Raw genomic sequence first — 21785 nt, 5'->3', positions numbered from 1 at the left:
ACGGGTGTTGCCTCGTCCGGCTGAAAGGCCGACGGAAAGCGTCGGATACCCGGGAACGGAGGTGCTTACTGGAGTGAACACCGCTGCGGAGGGAGACGGATGTGGGTCGGACGACGGGCCGGCATGGTGTCGGATGCGCACGAGCCATGCGGGAGCGAGCGGCCGAGGAGGGATGGACGGTTCACGAGATTGCCCAAGGCATCCGTGACCACTGCGGTCTGTCCGGGCTTCGTGCGAACCGTCTCGCCCGGGGCCTCACGCTGAGTCAAGCAGGCACAGAACTCCGGGAGCTCGCCCTCCGGATGAGTCCGGTCGGCCCGAAGGCGGACGAAGACCAGTTACGGCTCTGGGAAACCGGCGCCCGCACACCCCGTGCCGGGGCCGTCGCGTTGCTGTGCCGCTACTACGAGGCGACGCCCTACGAGCTCGGGCTCGGGCACGCCGACGGCGTGGCTGATGACGACGCACACCCCCAGCGGCGAATGGCGCGGACACGTTCGTCCTTCTCCGGGACCGCGGTGGAGCGCGAGCCCTTCTTCCACGACATCGACGCCACCCGGCGTTCCGTCGACCGCGCCTTGGCAGCGGGTACCGTCGCCCCCGGCCAGATGGATCTGCTGGATGAGCAGCTTCTGCTGGTCCGGTACGAGTACGTCTTCACGCCGCCCGCCCGGATGGTGAACAAGCTGCTCCGGATCCTGGGGGAGGTCAGGGAGCTCCTGGAGGACCGGCAGCCGACCTCGGTGACGGTGCGGCTCACGGAGATCACCGCCGTGGCGTCCACACTGGTCGCGGACGCCCTGATGAAGCTCGGCGCCATCGATGACGCACGCGCCTGGTACGCCACCGCCCGGCACGCTTCCGATGAGAGCGGCAACGCGGAGCTGCGGGCCCGGGTGCGTGCCCAGGCGGCCATGCTCGGCTACTACTACGGCCCTGTGCATTCGGCTGTCACTCTGACCCGGGAGGCTCGCATCATGTCGCGCGGCAAGCCCTCTCCCACCGCCGCCTTCGCGGTCGCTGCGGAGGCGCGCGCGCTCGCACTGCAGGGGAACCGCAGCGAGGCCGCCGCCCGAGTCAAGGACGCCCGTGGCGTCTTCGACCATCTCGCTCCACGGAGCGACGACGACGCCTTCGCCTTTCCGCTGCGCCGGTTCCTGCTCTACCTCAGCGGCACGTTCACCGCGTTGGGGCAGGTGGCGGAAGCCCGAAAAGTCCAGGAAGAGGCGCTGTCCCTCTACCCGGCCCGCACCGGCATCGACCCGGCACTGCTGCGCCTGGAAGCCGCGATCTGCCTCGCGCACGACCGGAGCGCCACCGAGGCGTGCCAGCTCGCCACAGCGGCGTACCTCCAGGTACCGGAGGAGCACCGCACCGCCATTCTCGGCGCACGCGCACGGCACGTGATCGACCGGCTCCCGGGTACCAGCCGGCGGATCGCGGCGGCGCGGGAACTGGGCGAACTGCTCCAACTCCCCGGCAGCCACCTGTGACAGAACCGTTGGTCGTCCTTCAGCCTGACTCCATGACATCGGTCAACACCATCGGCGGCTTCCAACCACCGCACATGGACGAGGTGCTGCGGCGCGCGTGCGCCGTCGCCGGCCTCGACGCCGTCCACGCCCGTGTGCTGCGCGGACACACCAACGCGGTGGTTCTCCTCGCCGGAGAACCGGTCGTGGTGAAGATCGCCCGACGTGGCAGCCCACGGACCGACGCCCTCCGGACAGTGCGCTTCGTGCGATGGCTGATGCAACAGGACTTCCCGACGGCCCCGCTTCACCCGATCGCGTCCGAGCAACCCGTGGTCGTGGACGGCCACGCTGTCACCTTCTGGACCTACCTGCCCCAGCCGCCGCACCCCGTCCGGGCGGAACAGCTCGCGGCTCCGCTGCACGCGCTGCACAACCTCGGCACCCCGCCGGTCGAGCTTCTCGAACGGGACAACGTCACCGCCATCAAGTCTTCGATCGCCCGGATCACGAGCCTGCCCGCCCCGCTCATCGACGCTCTGTCCGCACGAGTGGACAAGCTCGCGGAAGAGCTCTCCGGAGTGCAGTTCCTGTACCCCAAGGCCGCCATCCAAGGGGACCCGCAGCACCGCAACGCCCTGCACCATGGCAACGGCGCCGTCCTGTGCGACTGGGACACGGTCGCCTGGGGGCACCGGGAATGGGACCTCGTCACCATCGAGATCCACTGCAGGCGCTTCGGCTACGGGGCTGGGCACTACCGCGACTTCGCCAATGCGTACGGCTACGACGTCACAGGGTGGGACGGGTATTCGACACTCCGCGACCTGCGCGAACTCCGCATGATCACTACGAACGCCCGGAAGATCGCGCACGCGCCCGCAAGCCGTCCCGAGGTCATACGTCGCATCGAGGGCCTGATCGCGGGGGACACCAGCCTCCCGTGGAACATCCTGTGAGAGGTGCAGTCGTCCGGACGGTCGAGGGCCGCTGAGGTGCCCGTGGAGGGCCGCCGGCACCGGCGGCTTCGGGCAATCCCTGTTCCAGTGGCCCGGGGAGGGAAGCACCGAATCCGGTAGGTCTACATCGGATGAACGGGGGCACCCGCTCAGCAGGGTGAGGTGCCCGGTCCGGCGCCGCTGGGGGCGACGGGCCGGGCGAACCCGTGTTTCGGAGCCTTCTTCCGCCGTGTCCCCCGGTCTCGGGCTCCGCTTCCCGGTTCTTTCGCGGCCCTGGCGTCGTACGTTCTCCGCTGCCGCGCCCGGGTGGCTCCGTCGCGTGCTCGCGGTCGTCGCCCCGCCTCCCGGCTCAGCTCCGGCCGCCCGCTCCGGCCGGGACCCGGAAGGCCACCGGCCGGGATGCGGCCGGTACGGGCTACGGGGTGCCGCCCGACGGGCCGGTGCCGGGCGCCAGTTGGCGGGCCAGGGCGCGTTCGGTGGCCGTCAGTGGGAGGTCCGGGCGGAGGCGTTCCGGGTGGGCGGCCGGCGGGCCTGCCCGCAGCGGTCCCGCGGCCGGCTGCCTCGTCTCCGTTGCCGGATGGCGCCGGTCCGCCTCCGGTGGCGGCAGCGGCGGCATCCACAGGCAGCCGGCGCCGATCACCGCGTCGGTCACCGCGGACGCCGCCCGGCGCAGGGCGTGGCCGATCCTCCGCGCGGCCCTCCTCCGCCCGGTTCTCATGTTCCGGGTGCGGAAGCGGTGGGCACGGAGATCCCCGCCGCCGGGGCGGGCTGCGGCCGGGCTCCGGGCCGGGCGTCCGGGGTGCCGTTGGCGTCCCGGGCGTCCGCGATGTCCGAGGTGTCCGGCCCCTCCGGGGAGTCCAGCGCGTCCGAGGCGTACGGGGCCGCCTGCCAGGTCCACAGGCGGGACAGGGCCTCCGGGTCGAGGGCGTGGCCCTCCTGCCAGATCCGCGCGGCGGCGGCCAGAACGGAGGAGCGGTCGGCCGCGGGCGGTCCCGGCCGGGCCGGGAGCAGCGGGAGGGCCGCCGAGGCCCCGAGCCGTACGGCGCGGTGGCGGCGGGCGAAGGCGGTCAGCGTCTGCCGGGGCCCGGCCTCGACGAGCAGCATGTCGTCCACGGCGAGCAACTGGTCCAGGGCGGGCCGGAACCAGACGGTGTCGGTGAGCTGCCGGGCCCAGAAGCGCGGGCTGCGGGCCTCCTCCGGGGTCATCAGCTCGCCCGTGTAGCCGGAGTACAGGGGAAGCCGGGGCTCGTTGAGACGGATCCCGCGGTACGCCTCCTCGACGGCGTCGGAGGCGGGGGCCATCGCCGGGCAGTGGAACGGGCTGGTGGCGGGGACGGCCACCACGGTGTGGCCGTCGGCGCGCAGGGCGGCGGCGACTTCGGCCAGCGGCTCGTCCGGGCCCGCGAGCATCGTCTGCGCCCGGGCGTTGACGGCGGCGACGGCCACGTCACCGCGCAGGTAGGGGCGGAGGGTGTCCTCGGAGGCCGCGACCGCGAGCATGCCGCCCGGGGGGATGCGCACGGCGTGCCGCACCCGCTCGCGCATCATGGTGACCGCGTCGGGCAGCGAGACGACTCCGGCGAGGACGGCGGCCACCAGTTCGCCCGCGCTGTGGCCGAGGAGGGCGGCGGGGCGCACGCCCCAGCCGATGACCATGCGGCCGAGGGCGTAGTCGACGGCGAAGAGCAGCGGCTGCGCGCGGCGCACGTCGTCGATGTCCACGGCCGGTGCCCTTCCGGCGGCACCGGCCAGCCAGTCGGCGCGGACCGCCGGGCCGTCCTCGCCGAAAAGGGCGAGGACCGCGTCGACGGCGGCGGTGAACACGGGTTCGCGCCCGTAGAGCCCGGCCGCCATCCCGAGGTGCTGGGAGCCCTGGCCGGGGAAGAGGAGAGCCACCGGGCGGGGATGGTGCGCGGTGACGGCCTTCGCTCCGTCGACGGCGGCGGGGGCTCCCCCGGCGGTGGTGACGGCCGAGGCGCGCACCGGGCCGGGGGCCCGTTCGCAGGGCACGGCGGCCGGCAGGGCGGGGAACGCCTCGGGCGGGAGTCCGTCGAGCAGCGGGCGCAGCACGGCCCGTACGGCGGCCTCGTCTGCCTCGTCGCGGCCCGACCAGAGCAGCAGCCGGGGTGCGTCCGGGTCGGCGAGCGGGCCGCCGTGCTTGAGGGGCCGCAGCACGGGCGGCTCGTCGGGGTCGTCGCCGGGGGCGGCGGGGTCGAGGACGCCGAGGACGGGGTCGCCGTCGGCCACGGCCTCGGCGGCGCGCCGCAGCGCGTAGACGGTGATGGCGCCGGGCCCGGGCTCCCCGAAGCCCGCGACAAGCGCGAAGTCGGTCTCCCCGGAACGGAGTTCGTCCCGGGCGCGGCGCAGGGCGCGGCCCGGTGAGGCCGAGGCGCGCACCGGGAAACCCTCGTGCTCGGGCCCCGGGCGGTCGGCGGCGGACACGGGGACGGCGGCGGCGTCGGCGCCGATGTGGACGACGGTGCGGGCCGGGAAGGACTCCGGCGGCCTGCCGAAGGCGCGCAGCACCGCGGAGACGGCGGCGGCCGTCGCCGCGAGGGGCGGGCCGGGGGCGGGGTCTCCGGCGGGCGCGGCGGGCGCGGCTCCGGGACTGACCACGAGCCTGCGGACCACGGCGGTGTGGGTGGTGAGCGGCGGCATCGGATGCCCTCCTTCTCGGCGCGCTGTCCGGCGGGTGCCGGGGGGTGGCCGCCCCGCCGGGTGACGGCGGGGCGGCCGGGGGCCGGCGCGGGCGGGGGTTCCCGCGCCGGCGCTGGGGGGATACGGGGTCAGGAGGCGTTGTCCCGGCCCGCGTTGACCAGTTCGAGCAGTGCGCGCGGGGTCTCCGCGTCGACGACCGCGTCGTCCGGTATCTCCCGTCCGTACTCGCGCTGGATCTGGCCGATGACCTGGAGCAGCGCGAGCGAGTCGTAGCCGAGGTCGATGAAGGTGGTGTCCAGGACGTCGCCGTCGAGGTCGACGCCCTCCTCCTCACCGGCGCTCTCGCGGAGCATCCGGGTGAGGTCGGCGAGGGTCACCTCGGTCGTGGTGGTGGTCGTGGCCGTGGTCGGCGCCATGGTGGGTCCTCTCTGCGAATCTGCGGGTGATCTGTGAGTGATCCGTGAGCCGGAGAGCGGCGATCCGCCCGGTCCGGCGGGTGGTCCGGCGGGTGAGCCGGCGGGTGGTCCGGCGCGTTGGCCCGGCCGCCCGTCAGGCGGGCCGGCGCAGGACGAGGGCCGCGTTGAAGCCGCCGTGGCCGCGGGCGAGGACCAGTACCGTGCGGAGGTCCGCCTCCCGCGGGTCCCCGGCGACGAGGTCGAGGCGGTGCTCCGGGTCCGCCTCGGTGACGTTGGCGGTGGGCGGGATGACGCCGTCGCGCAGGGACAGCAGCGCGGTGGCGGCGTCGAGGGCCGCGCCGCCGGCGAGCAGCCGTCCGGTCATGCTCTTGGGCGCGGTGACGGGCACGCCGTACGGGCCGAAGACGTCCTCCAGGGCCCGTGCCTCGGCCCGGTCGAGGGCCGGGACCCCGGAGGCGTCGGCGAAGACCGCGTCCACCTCGCCGGGCGCGACACGGGCGTCGGCGAGGGCGTTGCGCGCCGCGCGGGCCAGCCGGCAGGAGCCGGGGTCCTCGCCCGGGTCCAGGGTGGCCGCGTAGCCGGCGATCTCGCCGTAGATCCGCGGGGCGCCGCGTTCGCGGGCGGACTCCGCGTCCTCGGTGACGAGGATGGCGCCGCCCTCGCCGGGGACGTAGCCGCGGGCCGCGGCTGCGAAGGGCAGATAGGCGCGGGCGGGGTCGAGCTCGGTGCTCATCAGCCCGGAGGCGATCTGCGGGACCCAGCCCCAGGGGCACAGGGCGGCGTCGACACCGCCGGAGACGACGAGCGGCACGCCCTTGCGGATGTGGCGGCGGGCCTGGCCGAGGGCGTCGATCCCGCCCGCCTGCTCGGTGAGGAGGACGCCGCTGGGGCCGCGCATCTTGTGCCGGATGGAGATCTGGCCGGTGTTGACGGCGTAGAACCAGGCGAAGGACTGGTACGCGCTGACGTATTCCTTGCCCTGGCTCCACAGGTTCTGCAGTTCGCGCTGGCCGAACTCGACGGCGCCGCCGGAGGCCGCGGTGACCACGCCCATGCCGTACTCCGGCAGCTCGTCCGGCCGGACGCCCGCGTCCTCGACGGCCCACTCGGCGGCGGTGAGCGCGAGCCGGGTCATGTGGTCGGTCTGCGGCAGCAGCCGGCTGGGGATGTGCTCCTCGGCCGTGTAGCCGGGGACCTCGCCCGCGACGCCCGACGGGTACTGCGAGGCGTCGAAGCGGGTGAGCTCCGCCAGGCCGCTCTCGCCGGCGAGTGTGGCCTTCCAGAAGGCGTCGGTGCCGAGCCCGTTGGGGGCGGCGATCCCGAGTCCGGTCACCACCGTGGTGGCGGTCATGCGACGCTCCTCTCCGGGCGGGCGAGCACCATGGCGCTCTGGAAGCCGCCGAAGCCGCTGCCGACGCTGAGGACCACGTCGGCGCGCTGCTCGCGGGCGGTCAGCGGGATGTAGTCGAGGTCGAGTTCGGGGTCGGGTTCGTGCAGGTTGGCCGTGGGCGGCAGCACGCCGTGCTCCATGGCCAGGGCGCAGGCGGCGATCTCCAGGGAGCCGATGGCGCCGAGGGAGTGCCCGATCATGGACTTGATGGAGCTGATCGGCGTCTCGTAGGCGTGGTGGCCGAGGCTGCGCTTGAAGGCGCCGGTCTCGTGGCGGTCGTTCATCTTGGTGCCGGAGCCGTGGGCGTTGATGTAGCCGATCTCGCCGCCGTCGATCCGCGCCTCGGTCAGGGCGGCGTCGATGGCCTCGGACATCTCCCGGCCGTCGGGCTTGAGGCCGGTCATGTGGTACGCGTTGCAGCGGGCGGCGAAGCCGGCGATCTCCGCGTAGATGTGGGCGCCGCGCCGCCGGGCGCTCTCCAGCTCCTCCAGGACGAGCACGGCGGCGCCCTCGCCGAGGACGAGCCCGCTGCGGGTGCGGTCGAACGGGCGGCAGGCGCTCTCGGGGGTGTCGTTGCGCGGGGTGGTGGCGTGGATGGCGTCGAAGCAGGCCGAGGTGATCGGCGAGATGGGGGCCTCCGTCGCGCCGGTGATCATGACGTCGGCGGTGCCCTCCCGGATCAGTTCCACGGCGTGGCCGATGGAGTCCAGGCCCGAGGTGCAGCCGGTGGAGACCACGGCGGCGGGGCCCTCGGCCCCGGCGGCGCGGCCCACCTCGGCGGCCATGGAGCTGGGCACGAAGTGCCGGTAGAGCTCGGGCACCGCGTAGGTGTGGTCGACGTTCCAGTGCCGGCCGCCGTCGCTGACGACGACGTACTCCCGCTCCAGACTGGTGGTGCAGCCGACGGCGCTGCCGAGCGAGGTGCCGGTCCGGCCGGGGTCCAGCGCGCCGGGGTCGAGGCCGCTGTCGGCGACCGCCTCGCGGGTGGAGACCACGGCGAACTGGGCGGCGCGGTCGAGGCGGCGGATCTCCTGCGGGGTGAGCCCGGCGGCGGCCGGGTCGAAGTCGCACTCGGCGGCGACCCGGGAGCGGAACGGGGAGGCGTCGTAGAAGGAGATGGTGCGGGTGGCGGAGCGGCCCGCGGTGAGCAGCTCCCAGTACTCCTTGACGCCCACCCCGCCGGGGGCCACGGCGCCCAGCCCGGTGATGACGACTCTGCGCATCGCCGTTACCTCGTCTCCGGCCGGGCCGGATGTCCGTGCGGACGTCCGGCGGACTGAACTGTGCGGGCCACTGTCGATCCCTTCGTCGGTGACGCATCGGCGCTCCCGGAGGCGGTCCGGGGCCTGGGGAAGCGGTGCGCCCCTGTGGAGGCGGCTTCGGCGGCCGGGGCGGTCCGGGGTCCTGCCGGTTCCGCCCCGGCGCCGGTCCGGGCGGCCGCCCGCTTGTGACGTGCCGCCGCTACCGGTGCCGTCATGGTTCGGGCGGGTCCTCGACGGCGGCTCGCGCCGGAATGGAACACCGGTGCGGGACCCCGTTCACAACGGCACGTTCCCGTGCTTGCGGGCCGGGAGTTCGGCGTGCTTGCCGCGCAGCATCGCCAGCGAGCGGATCAGCACCCGCCGCGTCTCGCCGGGTTCGATGACGTCGTCGACGAGCCCCCGCTCGGCCGCGTAGTAGGGGTGCATCAGCTCGGCCCGGTACTCCTTCACCAGCCGGGCGCGGGTGGCCTCCGGGTCGTCGGAGGCGGCGATCTCGCGCCGGAAGACGACGCCGGCCGCGCCCTCCGCGCCCATCACGGCGATCTCGTTGACCGGCCAGGCGAAGGACAGGTCGGCGCCGATGGAGCGGGAGTCCATGACGATGTACGCGCCACCGTAGGCCTTCCGCAGCACCAGCGAGATGCGGGGCACGGTCGCGTTGCAGTAGGCGTACAGCAGTTTGGCGCCGTGCCGGATGACGCCGTCGTGCTCCTGGTCCACACCGGGCAGGAAGCCGGGGACGTCGACGAGGGTGAGCAGCGGGATGTTGAAGGCGTCGCACACGGAGACGTGGCGGGCGGCCTTCTCGGAGGCGTGGATGTCCAGGACGCCGGCCAGCGCGGCGGGCTGGCTGGCGACGATGCCGACCACCTGCCCGTCGAGGCGGGCCAGCCCGCAGACCACGTTGGGCGCCCAGCCCTCGTGCACCTCCAGGAACTCGCCGTCGTCGGCGATCTCCCCGATGACCGCACGGACGTCGTACCCCCGCGCGGGGTCGGCGGGCACCAGCTCGGCGAGGGCGCCGGTGTGCCGGTCCGGGGTGTCGTCGCCGTGGGCGGCGGGCGGCAGTTCGCGGTTGTTCGACGGCAGCATGGACAGCAGGAAGCGCACGTCCTCCAGGCACTCGGTCTCGTCGTCGTAGGCGAACCCGGCGACGCCGGAGACGCGGGCGTGCACGTCCGCGCCGCCCAGCTCGTCGTGGGTGACGCGTTCACCGGTCACCGCGTGGACCACGTCGGGTCCGGTGAGGAACATCTGGGCGGTCTCCCGCACCATGAACACGAAGTCGGTCAGCGCCGGCGAGTAGGCCGCGCCTCCCGCGCACGGCCCGAGGATCACGCTGATCTGCGGGATCACACCGGAGGCGGCGGCGTTGCGGCGGAAGATCCCGCCGTAGCCCGCGAGGGCGGTGACGCCCTCCTGGATCCGGGCGCCCGCGCCGTCGTTGAGGCCGACCAGCGGGGCGCCGGCGGACAGCGCCAGGTCCATCACCTTGTGGACCTTCTCGGCGTGGGCCTCGCCGAGCGCGCCGGCGAAGACCCGGAAGTCGTGGGCGTAGGCGAAGACGGTGCGCCCGTGCACCAGGCCCCAGCCGGCCACGACGCCGTCGCCGTGCGGTCTGCGGTCCTCCAGGCCGAAGCCGCTCGCACGGTGCCGGCGCAGGGGTTCGATCTCGGTGAAGGTGCCCTCGTCGAAGAGGACGTCCAGCCGCTCGTGGGCGGTCAGTTTGCCCCTGGCGTGCTGCCGCCGGGTGGCGGCGGGGTCGGGGCCGCGGCCCACTTCCTCCTTGAGGCGCCGCAGTTCGGCGGCGGCCCGGCGCAGGTCGGGCGCGGGAGGCGCGGGTGCCGGGGGTGCCGCGGGCGGCACGGGACGGCCGGGGGCGCGGGGTGCGGGGGGTGGCGGGGGCGGTGTGAGGTGGTCGTCAAGGGTCGTCATCGGCCGAACGTAGGAAGCACACCTGGAGTCCGGCTGGAGGAGGCGCGGCGGTCGGCGGGCGGGCGGCGGCGCGCCGCGCATCGGTTGCGCGCGGGGCGGGCCGGCGCGGGGCGGGCCGGCGCGGGGCGGTTCAGCCCGCGGCGGGCACCGTCAGGTCGAGGCGCGGGTCCCCGGAGAGCACGGCGTGGTGGAGCTGCTGGAGCTTCGGCGAGGGTTCCATGCCGAGCTCGTCGACGAGGGTGCCGCGCAGCCGCTGGTAGGCCTCCAGGGCCCGCCAGGCGCCGCCGGCCCGGTGCATGGCCAGCATGAGCTGGGCGCAGAAGTTCTCGTGCATGGGGTGCCGGGCGGCCAGCACCCGTAATTCCGGGACGAGTTCGGTGTGCCGTCCCAGCCGCAGATCGGCGTCGATGCGGCGCTCCAGGGCGGCCATGCGGTCCTCGTCCATCCGCAGCACCTCCAGTTCGAGGACGCTGCCGACACGCACGTCCACCAGGGCCGGGCCCTGCCAGAGGTCGAGCGCGGCGCGCAGCAGCCGGGAGGCCGCGCGGTGGTCGCCGGCCTCGTGGGCGGCGCGGCCGGAGGCGGCGAGCTGCTCGAACTCCTGGACATCGACCTGCCCGGGCTGCACCTGGAGCAGATAGCCGCCGTGCTGGGTGACCAGGACGTCCTTGGCGTCCCGCGCCGGGTCGCCGCCGAGCGCGGTCGCGATCTTGCGGCGGAGCTGGAGGATGTACGTCTGCAGTGTGGTCGCGGCGCTGCGCGGGACGTCCTCTCCCCAGATCTCCTGCATCAGTGTGGGTACGGTGACGACGTGGTCGGCCTGGAGTGCCAGCAGTGCGAGGATCTGGCGGGGCTTGGCGGCGGTCGGCACCACCGAGATTCCGCGCTCCTGCGCCGTCAGCGGGCCCAATACCTTGATGTCCACAGTGCTCCTCCCCTTTCGAGCCGTCCGCACCGGCCGTCCGCCGGCGGGTCTTCTCGGAGCATGCGGTCGAGACTCGCACTCCGCCCCTTGAGCCGACAGTGAGCGGCTCATGAGCGCAATCATGAAAATCTCATGGCGAGGGGATGAGTTCGGCACTGCCGGTGAAAGGGCTTCCCACCACACAATTTCTCCACGATCCGTCGAACCCAGGCTCGTCGATCCAACGGAGGAATGGTCATGGCCACCATCGCACCCCAGACCGCGGCCGACGCCGTGTACACCCTGCAGGACGATCTCCGCTTCGCCGAACTGGCCGCCCGCACCGGGCTGGAGCCGGAGCTGGCCCGGCGCTGCGCCGACGACCCCGCGGCCCTGCTGGAGGAGTTCGGCCTGTCGGCCGCCGAGCCGCTCTACACCGGGCAGTCGGTCGTCGTCGAGGAACTCGACCGGGCGGACGGACTCGCCCTGGTCGCACCCACGCTCGGCTGCACCGTGGTGCCCGGGCCCGAGCCCACCCCGCTGCCGGCCGCCGGCCCGGGGGCGGTGGGCGTGTGAGGACATCCGAAGAGGCCGCCGGGGGACGACCCTTCGTTGGTTTCAAGCGCCACTTCCGGGTCGAGGTGGTGCCGGGCGAGGCGGTGTACCTGCTGTCCGTCCGCGGTGTCTCGGCCCTGCACGGCGCGCATGTGGAGGCGCTGGCACCGCTGCTGGACGGCACCCGCACGCTCGCCGGGCTGCTGCGGGACGCCGGTTCCGCGGTCCCGGTCGCGGAGGCGGGGCGGGTGGTCGGTGAGCTGGCCCGGGCCGGTGTCGTCGGCTACCACCCCGCGGAGCCGGCGTCCGCGGTGCCGGACTCCGCCGCCGCCTACTGGGATCTGGCCGGGCTCGACGCCGGCCGGGCCGCCGCGGCCCTGGCCCGGGCCACCGTACGGCTGGTCACGGTGGGCCGCGTGGACGCCGGGGAGGCCCTCGCGGCCTGCCGGGCGTCCGGGCTGGCCGTGGCGGGTCCGCCCACCGGTCCGGAGCCGGACGGTACGGGCACGGGCGAGGCCGTGTTCTCCCTGGTGCTCTGTGACGACTACCTGGCGCCGGGGCTGGCGGCGGTCGACGCCCGGCACCGGGCCGCGGGCCGGCCCTGGCTGCTGGCCAAGCCGTGCGGCGCGGAGCCCTGGGTGGGGCCGGTGTTCCGGCCGGGCGACGGGCCCTGCTGGTCCTGTCTCGCCCACCGGCTGCGCGCCCACCGGCAGTCGGAGATCCCGGTGCAGCGGGCCCTGGGGACGGAGGAGCCGGTGCGGCGCCCGGCGGCCTCGCTCGCCGCCGGTCGGTCGCTGGGCCTGCACACGGCCGTGCTGGAGGCGGCGAAGTGGCTGGCCGGGGCCCGGCACGAGGCGCAGCGGGCGGTGTGCACGCTGGACACGCTGAGCCTGCGCACCACCCACCACGGGGTGCGGCGCCGGCCGCAGTGCCCCGCGTGCGGGGACGCCGGGCTGGTCACGGCGCTGGGGAACCGGCCGGTCACCGTCGCGTCGCGGCCGAAGGCGGCGTACGGCGGTGCCAACGACCGTGCCCTCGCCCCGGAGCAGGTGCGCGAGCGGTACGGGCATCTGGTGAGCCCGGTCACCGGGATCGTCACCGGGCTCCGCCACGACCCCCGGCTGCCCGAGGGTCTCAACTGCTGTACGTCCGGCCGCAATCTGGCCCTGGGCCCGCGGTCGCTGGCCGAGGTCCGGGGCGGGCTGCGCAGTCTGAGCGGGGGCAAGGGGGTGACGGCGGCGGAGGCCGAACTCGGCGCGCTCTGCGAGGCGGTGGAACGTTTCTCCGCAACCCGGCAGGGCGACGAGGCCACCGTGCGGGACACCCTGCGCGGCCTCGGGGAGGAGGCCGTGCACCCCAACGCCTGCCAGCTCTTCGCCGAGGAGCAGTTCCGCGACCGCGAGCGCTGGAACGCCACGCACCCGCTGTTCCAGCAGGTGTGCGCGCCGTTCGACGCGGACCGCCCGGTGGACTGGACGCCGGTCTGGTCGCTCTCCTCGGGGACGCGCCGGATGCTGCCGACGTCGATGCTGTATTTCGGCCACGGGGCGGACCAGGAGGGCGTGCCGCGCGCGGACTCCAACGGCAACGCGGCCGGCAGCAGCCTGGAGGACGCCATCGTCCAGGGTTTCCTGGAACTGGTGGAGCGGGACGCGGTGGCCCTGTGGTGGTACAACCGCACCCGGCACGCCCCGGTGGACCTCGACGCCTTCGACGAGCCCTGGCTGGCGACCACACGGACCGCTCACGCGCGGATGAACCGCGCGCTGTGGGTGCTGGACCTGACCGCGGACTTCGGCATTCCGGTCATGGCGGCGGTCTCCCGGCGGACCGACAAGGCGGCCGAGGACATCAGTTTCGGCTTCGGGGCGCACTTCGACCCCCGGCTCGCGCTGCGCCGGGCGGTCACCGAGATGAGCCAGCTGCTGGTCCCGGTCGCCGGTGCCGGGGACGACGGGGAGTATCCGCCGGCCGGCCGGGAGCTGGTCTCCTGGTGGTCCTCGGCCACCATACGGAATCAGCCATATCTCGTCCCGGATCCAGCCGAGTCCCCCCGGGGCAAGGGCAGTTGGGACCACACGCCGCGCCCGGATCTGCGGCAGGACATCGAGGCGGCCGACGCCCTGGTGCGTGCCCACGGCATGGAATTGCTGGTCCTCGACCAAACCCGGCCTGACGTGGGATTACCGGTCGTCAAGGTACTGGCGCCGGGGATGCGGCACTTCTGGGCCCGGCTGGCTCCCGGACGTCTCTTCGACGTACCGGTGGCCCTCGGCCGTCTCGGCCGGCGCACGCCCTACGGTGCCGTGAATCCCATTCCGCTCTTCGTCTGAACCCGGATGACCATTCCTCAACCATGGGCCCGGGAAAACCGTTGGCCATAATATGCGGTCCATACCCGAGGTTTCCGGCGAGGAGAAATCTGGTGATCGACCGCGTGGTTGGTGCCGAGAACGGCGTGCCCTCCGGCCGGCCCCCCGATTCACCCGGGGACCGGCCGGTCCCGGACCCGGCTCTTCCCGCGCCGAGGCTGGCCAGGACGATCACGGTCGGCGTGCTGGTGTACTACTGCGGGATCGCCGTACTGAACGTCCTGTGGAGCGGGGCCACCGCAGGCCGGCTCGCCGTCTGCCTGGTCTGCGTGGCCGCGGTCTTCGCGCTGCAGCTGTTCCACGTCTCGCCCCGCGCCCGGCGGTGGCCCCTGCGCCGCCGTGGTCTCACCCTCGGCGCGCAGGCCGCCCTGACCTATCTGCCCCTCGCCGTGTTCGGGCTGGAGTGGGGCAGCATGGCCGGTCCCCTGGCCGGCTCCCTGTTGCTGCTGCTGCCTCCGCGGGCGGCCTGGCCGCTCTTCGCCCTGATCGCCGCCGGGATGCTGGCGCTGTCGCTGCTGGAGGGCTCCGGAATCGTCATGGTCGTGTATCTGACCACCTCGACGATGATGGCCGGAGTCATCCTCTACGGCACCGCCCGGCTCTCCGACCTGGTGACCGAGGTCCACGCCTCGCGCGGCGAGCTGGCCAGGATGGCGGTGAGCCAGGAACGGCTGCGCTTCGCGCGCGACCTGCACGACCTGCTCGGCTACAGCCTCTCCGCGATCACCCTCAAGAGCGAGCTGATACATCGGCTGATCACCAGCCGCCCGGACCGGGCGCGGGAGGAGATCGCCTCGGTGCTGGAGGTGTCCCGGCAGGCCCTGGCCGACGTGCGGCTGGTGGCCAGCGGCTACCGGGACATGTCCCTGGCCGACGAGGCCGACTCGGCCGCCAGGATCCTGGCCACGGCGGACGTCGCCGCGGAGGTCTCCATCTCCACCGGCCGGCTGCACCCGGTGGTCGAGACCGTGCTCGCCACCACCCTGCGGGAGGGCATGACCAACGTGCTCCGGCACAGCAAGGTGGAGAACTGCACCATCACCGCCGAGGCGGACGGCGACCTCGTGCGGCTCACCCTGCTCAACGACGGAGTGACCGGAACCCGGCACCGTTCCCCCCACAGCGGCAGCGGTCTCGGCAATCTGCACACCCGGCTCTCCGCGATCGGCGGCCGGGTGGAGGCCGGCGTCCAGGAGGACGGCCGTTTCCGATTACTGGCCGAGGCTCCCGCCCGGCCGCTCGGCACCGGTATCCCCGGGGACGGCGCCGCCGGCCCCCCGGCCGCGGCGGTCACCGCGGCATGACGCGCACCCGCTCCGTGCAGCGGCACAGGGCGACACCTTGGTTTGGGGGAACCAATGCTGTCCGTGAGGATCCTGCTGGCCGAAGACGTGCACATGATCAGAGGAGCTCTGATCGCCCTGCTGGAACTGGAGCCGGACTTCGAGGTGGTCGCCTCCGTCGACCGCGGTGACCTCATCGTGGCGGCCGCCCTGACGGCGCGGCCCGACGTCGCCGTCATCGACGTCGACCTACCCGGGACCGACGGCCTCACGGCCGCCGCCGAACTGCAGACGCGGCTCCCCGACTGCCGCACCCTGATCCTCACCAGCCTCGGCCGCCCCGGCGTCCTCCGCCGGGCGATGACCGCCCAGGTCTCCGGCTTCCTCCTCAAGGAGGCGCCGCCCGACCGGCTCGCCCAGGCGGTACGGACCGTCGCCGCCGGACAGCGGGTCATCGACCCCCAACTCGCCCTCTCCGCCTGGGACTCCCCGGAGAACCCGCTCTCCCCGCGGGAGACCGAGGTACTCCGCCTCGCCGCGCGGGGCGCCGACGCCGCGGAGATCGCCGGCTGCCTGTACCTGACCACGGGAACGGTCCGCAACTACCTCACGGCGATCGTCACCAAGCTGAACGCCCGCAACCGGGTGCACGCCATCCGGATCGCCGAGGAGGCGGGCTGGATCCCCTGACCGGCCGCCCGGACCGCCATGGCCGCCCGGAGCTCCTTGGCCGCCCGGGCCGCCCGGGCCGCCCAGCAGCAGGGTGTCCAGCAGCCCCTCGTCGAGCGCGGTCCGCACGGACAGGTCCGTGCCCCCGCCGAACCCGGCGTCGCAGACCGCGGCGCTGAGCACATAGCGGCCCACCCGGAAGGTGGCGAAGGCCCACTCGTCGCCGTCCACGGGCGTCCCGTCCGGCCGCACCAGGCGGGCGCCCCGCTCCGCCCCCGGCGCGGCCGGGTCGAAGCCGAACTCCGTGAACCGGAACCGCAGTCCCTGGCCGACCGCCTTGCTGTACGCCTCCTTGAGCGTCCACAGCCGGACCAGGGCGTCGTTGCGCTCCCGGCCCGCCGTGGCGCGCAGCGCCGCATACTCGTGCGGGGTGCAGGTCCGCGGCTCGGAACCCGTCCCGGCCAGCCGCCGGTCGGCGCGCTCCACGTCCACGCCGAGCCGGCCGCGGCGGGTGATGCCCACCACGATCACCTCCTCGGTGTGGCTGAGGCTGACGTCGATCTGGTCGCACCCGCGGACGAAGGGGCGCCCGCCCGGCTGGTAGGCCAGGTCCACCAGATCCGGCGCGGTGTCGATGACCGCCGCGACGGCGTGCCGCAGCACCAGGCGCGAGGCGGCGAACCGCCGCCGCGTCACCGGGTGGGTGAGGGAGGCGTAGCGGCTCCAGTCCCGGCCCAGCAGCGGGCGCAGCCGGCCGGGGTCCCCGGCGGAGCCCAGCCAGTCCCCTTGGTACCCGTACAGCAGGACGGTGCCGGCCGCGGCGAGCGTCCCGCGCACCCGGGGCCAGGGGCCGTCCGGGCCGGGGACCGCCACCGGCGCGGGTATCCGTCCCGCGGATCCCGCCGCCACCTCAGACGCCCGCCGACGAGCCGGCGAGCGGCCAGGCGTCCAGGGCCGAGCAGACCCCGGCCAGGTCGACCGCGTCGCTCCGCGGGCCCGGGCAGGCGGGGAGGCACACCGGCCCGTCCGTGCCGCCCAGGCGGCGCAGGAAGGGGGTGAGCACCACCCGGGGGCCGATCTCGACGATGTGCGTGGGCACCTGCTGCGCCAGCAGTGCCCGCGCCGCGTCGGCGAAGCGGACCGGCGCGGTGATCTGTTCCGTCCAGTACGGGGCGTAGAGCGGCTCGGCGGTGAACCGGCCGTGGACGGTGGAGTAGTACGGCAGCCGCGGCGGGCCGCCGGGCAGCCGCCGGGCGACCGCCTCGAACCGGGGCAGCACCGGCTCCATCAGCGGGGAGTGGAAGGCGTGCGTCACCCGCAGCGGGCGGCAGGCGATGCCGTCCGCCTCCAGCCGGTCGCGGAGCCGCTCCAGCGCGCCGAGGTCGCCGGAGAGGACGGTGGCCCGGGCGGCGTTGACCGCGCCGATGCCCACGTCCGGCTCGGCGGCGGTCAGTTCCGCCAGTTCGCCGGGGGTGGCGCAGGTGGCCAGCATGCCGCCGCCGGAGGGCAGGTACTGCATGAAGGCGCCGCGCACGGCGACGAGCTTCGCCGCGTCGGCCAGGGTCAGCGCCCCGGCGACGGCGGCCGCCGCGAACTCGCCGATGCCGTGGCCGAGGACGGCCACCGGCTCGACCCCCGCCTCCTGAAGCGTGCGGGCGAGCGCGTACCCGACGGCGAACAGCGCCGGCTGCGCGAACGCCGTCTGGTGGACGCGTTCGTCGCCGCTGAGGATCAGGTCCACCATCGACCGGCCCGTGTACGGGAGCACCGCCTCGGCCGCCTCGTCCAGCCGGCCGCGGTAGCCCGCGGAGTCGAGGTAGAGCCCGGCGGTCATGCCGGGGTGCTGCGAGCCCTGGCCGGTGAAGACGAAGGCGGCGCGGACGGAGTCGCCGCCGCCCGGACGCGGCAGGCGCAGCTCCAGGCGGCGGGCGAGCTGCCGGATCGTGGGGTACGCCCAGATGTCGGTCGGCTCGATCAGCGGGCCGAACTCCTCCTCGATGTCGCCGTAGAGGCCGAGGGCGGCCACGGAGTCGAGGCCGTACTCGGCGAAGTCCGCGTCCTCGGGGATGTCGCGGCAGAGGTAGCCGGCGAGACGCCCCGCCAGCCAGGCCGGGAAGTCCGGTTCGCGCGCGTCGCTGGGGGGCCGCAGGGACATGGCCTCCTCCTTCTCATCGGTTGCGGGTGGTCCGCCGCCGCCGGCCGGGGGCTCCGCCGGCCGGCCGCGGTCAGGCCAGGGCGGTGCCGTACAGGTCGTAGCTGCGCCGGCCGTGCAGCCGGGCGAGCACCTCGGCGACGACCCGGCGTCCGGCCTCCTCGGGCGGCGGGGGCAGCTGCAGGCCGAGCCGGTGGCAGAGGCGGTGCAGCGCGGCGGTCACCCAGGCCGGGTCGGCGAGGAAGGCGTCCGCGCGGGCCCCGCCGCCGCCCCCGTCGCCCCCGCCGTCACGCCCGCCGCCGTCACGGCCCCCGTCGCCGTCGTCGCCGTGGAGCTGGGCGCGCCAGACGCCGAGGCAGGCGGCGGCCGTCAGCAGCAGGGCGTAGCGGTCCGCGAGACCGAAGCTGTACGAGCTGACCAGAGCGGCCCGGTCGCCCGGCTCGATGGCGGCGAACTCCTTCCGCAGTTCGCGGAGTTCGCCGGTGAGGGCGGTGAGCGGGGCGTGCAGCGGGCTGTCCGCGGGCTCCCCGGCCGCGCCCTCCACGAGGGTCGCGGCGAGCGGGTCCGAGCCGCCGAGCAGGGCGGGGCTGCTCAGGTCCAGCGGCGGCAGCGGACCGTGGAGCCGGAAGAGCGCGGGGGGCGGCTCCGGGTCGGAGAACCAGGCGTGCCGGGCGAAGAAGGGGAGCTGCGGCAGGATGCTGACCTGGCGGCCCGCGCTGCCCGCGTGTCCGAGGGAGGTCACCGGCAGGTCGCGCAGATGCTTGCGGAACATCCCGTACCGGCCGTCCTCGGCGAAGGTGCCCTCGCCGAGCACCGCCGACAGGGCGTCCATCGACTCGGCGACGAGTTTCGGCGCGACATAGGCGGCCGCGGCCGCGTAGGCGCTCATGCTGCGCGGCAGCACGTGCAGGGCGCGGGTGGCGACCAGGGCCAGGCAGTCGCTGAGCAGCTGGTCGAGGAAGGCGCCGGTCAGCACGGAGCGGACGTGCCGCCCGTCGAGCGGGGACCGCCCGTCCGCGCGGCCGCGGGCGGCGAAGCCCGCCACGGTGCGCAGGGCCGTGTCCGCGCCGGAGAGCACGATGGAGGGGATGAGGCCGCGGATCACCAGGGAGGAGCGCAGGGAGAGTTCGTAGCCGTCCCCGGCCCCACCGATCAGGGCCTCGCCCGGTACGGGGCAGTCCACGGCCTCCAGGCCGCCGAACTCGGCGCTGCGCATCCCGGTGGTGGTGTGCCGGCCGAGGTGGCGCAGCCGGCCGGCGGGGAGTTCCCGGCGGTCGAGGAGGAGGACGGAGTGGCTGAGCCCGCCGGGGGCGTCCGAGGTCCGGGCGAAGACGACGAGCCCGGCGGCGCGGGCGGCGTTGGCGATCACGGACTTGCGGCCGCTGAGCAGGAAGCCGCCGGCGCCGTCGGGTACGGCGGCGAACTCGTCGCGCACGAAGTCGTTGCCGTGCGCCACCTCGTGCCGGGCGACCGCGATCCGGTCACCGCCGAGCAGCAGCCGCGCGGCGCGGTGCCGCTGCTCGGCACGGCCCGCCGTCCAGACCGGGACGGCGGAGAAGAAGCAGTTGAGGCCGTAGCCGAAGCCGAGGGACGCGTCGCGGCGGAAGACGGGGCGGAGCACCCGGCCCAGGACGTCCAGCCGGTCGAGCCGGCCGCCGAGCGGCGCGGGGACGAACTCGGCGTTGAAGTCCTGCTCGTCCAGCACGCGTTCGGCCCCGGGCGGGACCTCGCCGCGCGCGTCGGCGGCGAGCAGCGCGTCCTGGCCCAGCGGGTTGCCGGGCTCCTCCAGCGGGCCGAAGGCCCGTTCCAGCCGGTCGATCCGCTCCTCGGGCCGCTCCGGCCCCGGCCCCGTTCCCGTTCCCGCCCCCGTCACCGTCCACCCGCCGGCAGCAGCGGGGTGACCTCGGGGTCGAGCCGCTGGTGCAGCGGTTTCAGCTCGCCCCGCAGGAAGAGCCCGCGCATCGCCGCGCGCTCGACCTTGCCGCTGGTCGTCCTCCGCACCGTGCCGGAGCGGACCAGCAGCACCCCGCCCGCGCTGATCTCGAACTCCTCGGCCAGGCAGCGTTCGACGGCCGCGGCCAGACCGGGCAGATCGACGTCGTAGCGGCTGCGGGCGCGCAACTCCTGGACGACGACGACCCGTTCGCGTTCGCCGGGGACCGCGAAGACGGTGCCGGCGCCGAAGAGGGCGCTGACGCGCTGCACGGTGCGTTCCAGGTCCTGCGGGTACAGATTGCGCCCGGCCACCACGATCATGTCGCGGAGGCGGCCGGTGACGTACAGCTCGCCGCGGTGGAGCGTCCCGAGGTCGCCGGTGCGGAGGTGGCCGGCGGTGTCCTCCGGCCCCCGCGGCCCCTCCGGCCCCCGCGGACCCTGCGTCCCGGCAGCGGCGGGCGGTTCGCCGGCGCGCTGCTCCTCCGGTGTGCGGGCGCCGAAGGTCCGGGCGCTCTCGGCGGGCCGTCTCCAGTAGCCGCGGGCCACGCCGGCGCCGCGCACCAGGATCTCGCCGATCTCGCCCTCCGGGAGGACCCGCCCGCTGTCGGGGTCGGTGATGCGCACCTCGGTGCCGGCGGCGGCGGGGCCGCAGGAGAGCAGGGTCCGTGCGGGGCGGCCGGGGACCGGCTCGGCGATCTCGTGCCGTTCGAGGGCGGCCGCGTCCACCGTGAGGGCGGCCGCGGCCCCGTCTCTCCGGTCCGCCGCCGCGCCGGTCACCAGCAGGGTGGCCTCCGCCAGCCCGTAGCAGGGGGTGAAGGCGCCGGGCCGCAGCCCGGCCGGGGCGAACTTCTCGGTGAAGGCCCGCCGTGTCTCCTCCCGTACCGGCTCGCCGCCGCTGACGGCGGTCTCCCAGCCGGACAGGTCGAGACCCGCGGCCTGCTCCTCGGTGATCCTGCGCACGCACAGGTCGTACGCGAAGTCCGGGGCGGCGCTGACGGTGACGCCGTACCGGGCGATCGCCTCCAGCCAGCGGACCGGCCGCCGCACGAACGCCTCCGGCGAGAGCACCACGGAGGTGCCGCCGAGCCACAGCGGGTGCAGCAGCTGGCCGGCCAGGCCCATGTCGTGGTGGAACGGCAGCCAGCCGCCGATCCGGGTGGCGGGGACGGTGCCCAGCGCCCGGCAGATCGCCCGCTGGTTGGCGAGAAGGTTGCCGTGGGTGACCACCACGCCGCGCGGCTCGGCGGTGGACCCGGAGGTGTACTGCAGGAACGCCACCGATTCCGGGCCGAGTTCCGGCGGGCGCCAGGATGCGGAGCCCGGCACCACGTCGGCGGCCAGGCAGGGCACGCCGCCGTGGCCGGAGCGGGCGAGCAGCTGGGAGACCTCCGGGGCCGCGGCGGCGTCGGTGAGGACGACGCAGGGCGCGGCGTCCTTGACGATGCCGGCGATCCGCGTCTCGTGGTGGCTCCCTCGGCCGGGGCCTCCCGCCGGGGGCGGTGCCGGGACGGCGACGGCACCGGCGTAGAGGCAGGCCAGGAAGGAGACGGCGAACAGGCGGCGGTCCGCGTGCAGCACCAGCACCCGTTCACCGGCCGCCCCGCGGTCCTGGAGCCAGCCGGCCAGCCGCCGGGCGCCCGCGTCGAGCGCCCGGTACGAGACGGTCTCGGCCCGGCCCCGCTCCTCGGTGTCGGGCAGCACCACGAGGGCCTCCCGGTCGGGTGCCTGTGCTGCCCTCGCCTGGACGAGTTCTGTGAAGTTCCGGTAGCCGGACAACGCTCCCCCTCACATGTCGCGGACACCGTCGCCGGCCGGCGGCGGCT

16 protein-coding genes and 1 pseudogene are annotated in these 21785 nt (G+C 74.9%); 6 read left to right on the top strand and 11 right to left on the bottom strand.

Features of this window, described 5'->3' with window-relative positions; all coding sequences use genetic code 11:
* Positions 1-302 precede the first annotated feature (302 nt).
* Positions 303-1493, top strand: coding sequence for an XRE family transcriptional regulator (locus LIX60_RS20450; protein WP_227959771.1), 1191 nt, complete (start codon positions 303-305; stop codon positions 1491-1493).
* A 32-nt stretch (positions 1494-1525) separates the two neighbouring features.
* Positions 1526-2431: a phosphotransferase gene (locus LIX60_RS20445; protein ID WP_227959770.1), complete on the top strand. Its 906-nt coding sequence runs from the start codon at positions 1526-1528 to the stop codon at positions 2429-2431.
* 415 nt (positions 2432-2846) lie between these two features.
* Here LIX60_RS20445 and LIX60_RS20440 read toward each other — a convergent pair whose 3' ends face one another.
* From LIX60_RS20440 to LIX60_RS20410, 7 genes are all read right to left on the bottom strand, one after another.
* Positions 2847-3083 carry a DUF6059 family protein gene (locus LIX60_RS20440; protein ID WP_227959769.1) on the bottom strand — a complete coding sequence of 79 codons (237 nt, stop codon included), beginning with the start codon at positions 3081-3083 and terminating at the stop codon, positions 2847-2849.
* Positions 3084-3145: 62 nt separating this feature from the next.
* Positions 3146-5089, bottom strand: a complete 1944-nt coding sequence (locus LIX60_RS20435) for an acyltransferase domain-containing protein (RefSeq protein ID WP_227959768.1) — start codon at positions 5087-5089, stop codon at positions 3146-3148.
* 128 nt (positions 5090-5217) lie between these two features.
* Entirely contained in the window at positions 5218-5505 is a 288-nt protein-coding gene (locus LIX60_RS20430) for an acyl carrier protein (RefSeq protein ID WP_125626634.1), read from the bottom strand.
* A gap of 133 nt (positions 5506-5638) precedes the next feature.
* On the bottom strand, positions 5639-6856 hold the full coding sequence (locus tag LIX60_RS20425) for a ketosynthase chain-length factor (protein WP_227959767.1): 1218 nt from the start codon (positions 6854-6856) through the stop codon (positions 5639-5641).
* Entirely contained in the window at positions 6853-8118 is a 1266-nt protein-coding gene (locus tag LIX60_RS20420) for a beta-ketoacyl synthase (RefSeq protein ID WP_227959766.1), read from the bottom strand. Before LIX60_RS20420 ends, LIX60_RS20425 begins: the two co-directional genes overlap by 4 nt.
* A gap of 315 nt (positions 8119-8433) precedes the next feature.
* Positions 8434-10092, bottom strand: a complete 1659-nt coding sequence (locus LIX60_RS20415; protein ID WP_227959765.1) for an acyl-CoA carboxylase subunit beta — start codon at positions 10090-10092, stop codon at positions 8434-8436.
* A 130-nt stretch (positions 10093-10222) separates the two neighbouring features.
* Positions 10223-11017: an AfsR/SARP family transcriptional regulator gene (locus LIX60_RS20410; RefSeq protein ID WP_125622818.1), complete on the bottom strand. Its 795-nt coding sequence runs from the start codon at positions 11015-11017 to the stop codon at positions 10223-10225.
* Positions 11018-11254: 237 nt separating this feature from the next.
* Here LIX60_RS20410 and LIX60_RS20405 point away from each other — a divergent pair, with 237 nt between their 5' ends.
* The 4 genes from LIX60_RS20405 (at position 11255) to LIX60_RS20390 (ending at position 15896) form a co-directional block, all read left to right on the top strand.
* Complete coding sequence (locus LIX60_RS20405) at positions 11255-11572, top strand: hypothetical protein (RefSeq protein WP_039824057.1); 318 nt, start codon at positions 11255-11257, stop codon at positions 11570-11572.
* Positions 11569-13884, top strand: coding sequence for a TOMM precursor leader peptide-binding protein (locus LIX60_RS20400; RefSeq protein WP_227959764.1), 2316 nt, complete (start codon positions 11569-11571; stop codon positions 13882-13884). The genes LIX60_RS20405 and LIX60_RS20400 overlap by 4 nt, the downstream gene beginning before the upstream one ends.
* Positions 13885-13976: 92 nt before the next feature.
* Positions 13977-15227 carry a sensor histidine kinase gene (locus LIX60_RS20395; protein ID WP_227959763.1) on the top strand — a complete coding sequence of 417 codons (1251 nt, stop codon included), beginning with the start codon at positions 13977-13979 and terminating at the stop codon, positions 15225-15227.
* A 54-nt stretch (positions 15228-15281) separates the two neighbouring features.
* Complete coding sequence (locus tag LIX60_RS20390; RefSeq protein WP_125622816.1) at positions 15282-15896, top strand: DNA-binding response regulator; 615 nt, start codon at positions 15282-15284, stop codon at positions 15894-15896.
* 249 nt (positions 15897-16145) lie between these two features.
* On the opposite strand, the pseudogene LIX60_RS31775 reads toward LIX60_RS20390, so the two are convergent.
* From LIX60_RS31775 to LIX60_RS20370, 4 genes and pseudogenes are all read right to left on the bottom strand, one after another.
* Positions 16146-16361 (bottom strand): annotated as a pseudogene (locus LIX60_RS31775) (4'-phosphopantetheinyl transferase superfamily protein); the annotation flags it as partial.
* Positions 16362-16785: 424 nt separating this feature from the next.
* Positions 16786-18030 (bottom strand): acyltransferase domain-containing protein, encoded by a 1245-nt coding sequence (locus LIX60_RS20380; protein WP_227959762.1) that lies wholly within the window; start codon positions 18028-18030, stop codon positions 16786-16788.
* 70 nt (positions 18031-18100) lie between these two features.
* Positions 18101-19900, bottom strand: coding sequence for an acyl-CoA dehydrogenase (locus tag LIX60_RS20375; protein WP_227959761.1), 1800 nt, complete (start codon positions 19898-19900; stop codon positions 18101-18103).
* On the bottom strand, positions 19897-21738 hold the full coding sequence (locus LIX60_RS20370; RefSeq protein WP_227959760.1) for a fatty acyl-AMP ligase: 1842 nt from the start codon (positions 21736-21738) through the stop codon (positions 19897-19899). Before LIX60_RS20370 ends, LIX60_RS20375 begins: the two co-directional genes overlap by 4 nt.
* Between the last annotated feature and the right edge of the window lie 47 nt (positions 21739-21785).

It is taken from the genome of Streptomyces sp. S07_1.15 (assembly GCF_020739505.1).
Lineage (GTDB): Bacteria > Actinomycetota > Actinomycetes > Streptomycetales > Streptomycetaceae > Streptomyces > Streptomyces xinghaiensis.
The sequence above is the reverse complement of the archived record's forward strand: the minus strand, read 5'-3'. Positions and strand labels throughout refer to the sequence as shown.

Bases quoted from the DNA above. Each gene is read 5' to 3' on its own strand.
- LIX60_RS20450 (WP_227959771.1), top strand. From the start codon at position 303: ATGAGTCCGGTCGGCCCGAAGGCGGACGAAGACCAGTTACGGCTCTGG.
- LIX60_RS20445 (WP_227959770.1), top strand. From the start codon at position 1,526: ATGACATCGGTCAACACCATCGGCGGCTTCCAACCACCGCACATGGAC.
- LIX60_RS20435 (WP_227959768.1), bottom strand. From the start codon at position 5,089: ATGCCGCCGCTCACCACCCACACCGCCGTGGTCCGCAGGCTCGTGGTC.
- LIX60_RS20430 (WP_125626634.1), bottom strand. From the start codon at position 5,505: ATGGCGCCGACCACGGCCACGACCACCACCACGACCGAGGTGACCCTC.
- LIX60_RS20425 (WP_227959767.1), bottom strand. From the start codon at position 6,856: ATGACCGCCACCACGGTGGTGACCGGACTCGGGATCGCCGCCCCCAAC.
- LIX60_RS20420 (WP_227959766.1), bottom strand. From the start codon at position 8,118: ATGCGCAGAGTCGTCATCACCGGGCTGGGCGCCGTGGCCCCCGGCGGG.
- LIX60_RS20415 (WP_227959765.1), bottom strand. From the start codon at position 10,092: ATGACGACCCTTGACGACCACCTCACACCGCCCCCGCCACCCCCCGCA.
- LIX60_RS20405 (WP_039824057.1), top strand. From the start codon at position 11,255: ATGGCCACCATCGCACCCCAGACCGCGGCCGACGCCGTGTACACCCTG.
- LIX60_RS20390 (WP_125622816.1), top strand. From the start codon at position 15,282: ATGCTGTCCGTGAGGATCCTGCTGGCCGAAGACGTGCACATGATCAGA.
- LIX60_RS20380 (WP_227959762.1), bottom strand. From the start codon at position 18,030: ATGTCCCTGCGGCCCCCCAGCGACGCGCGCGAACCGGACTTCCCGGCC.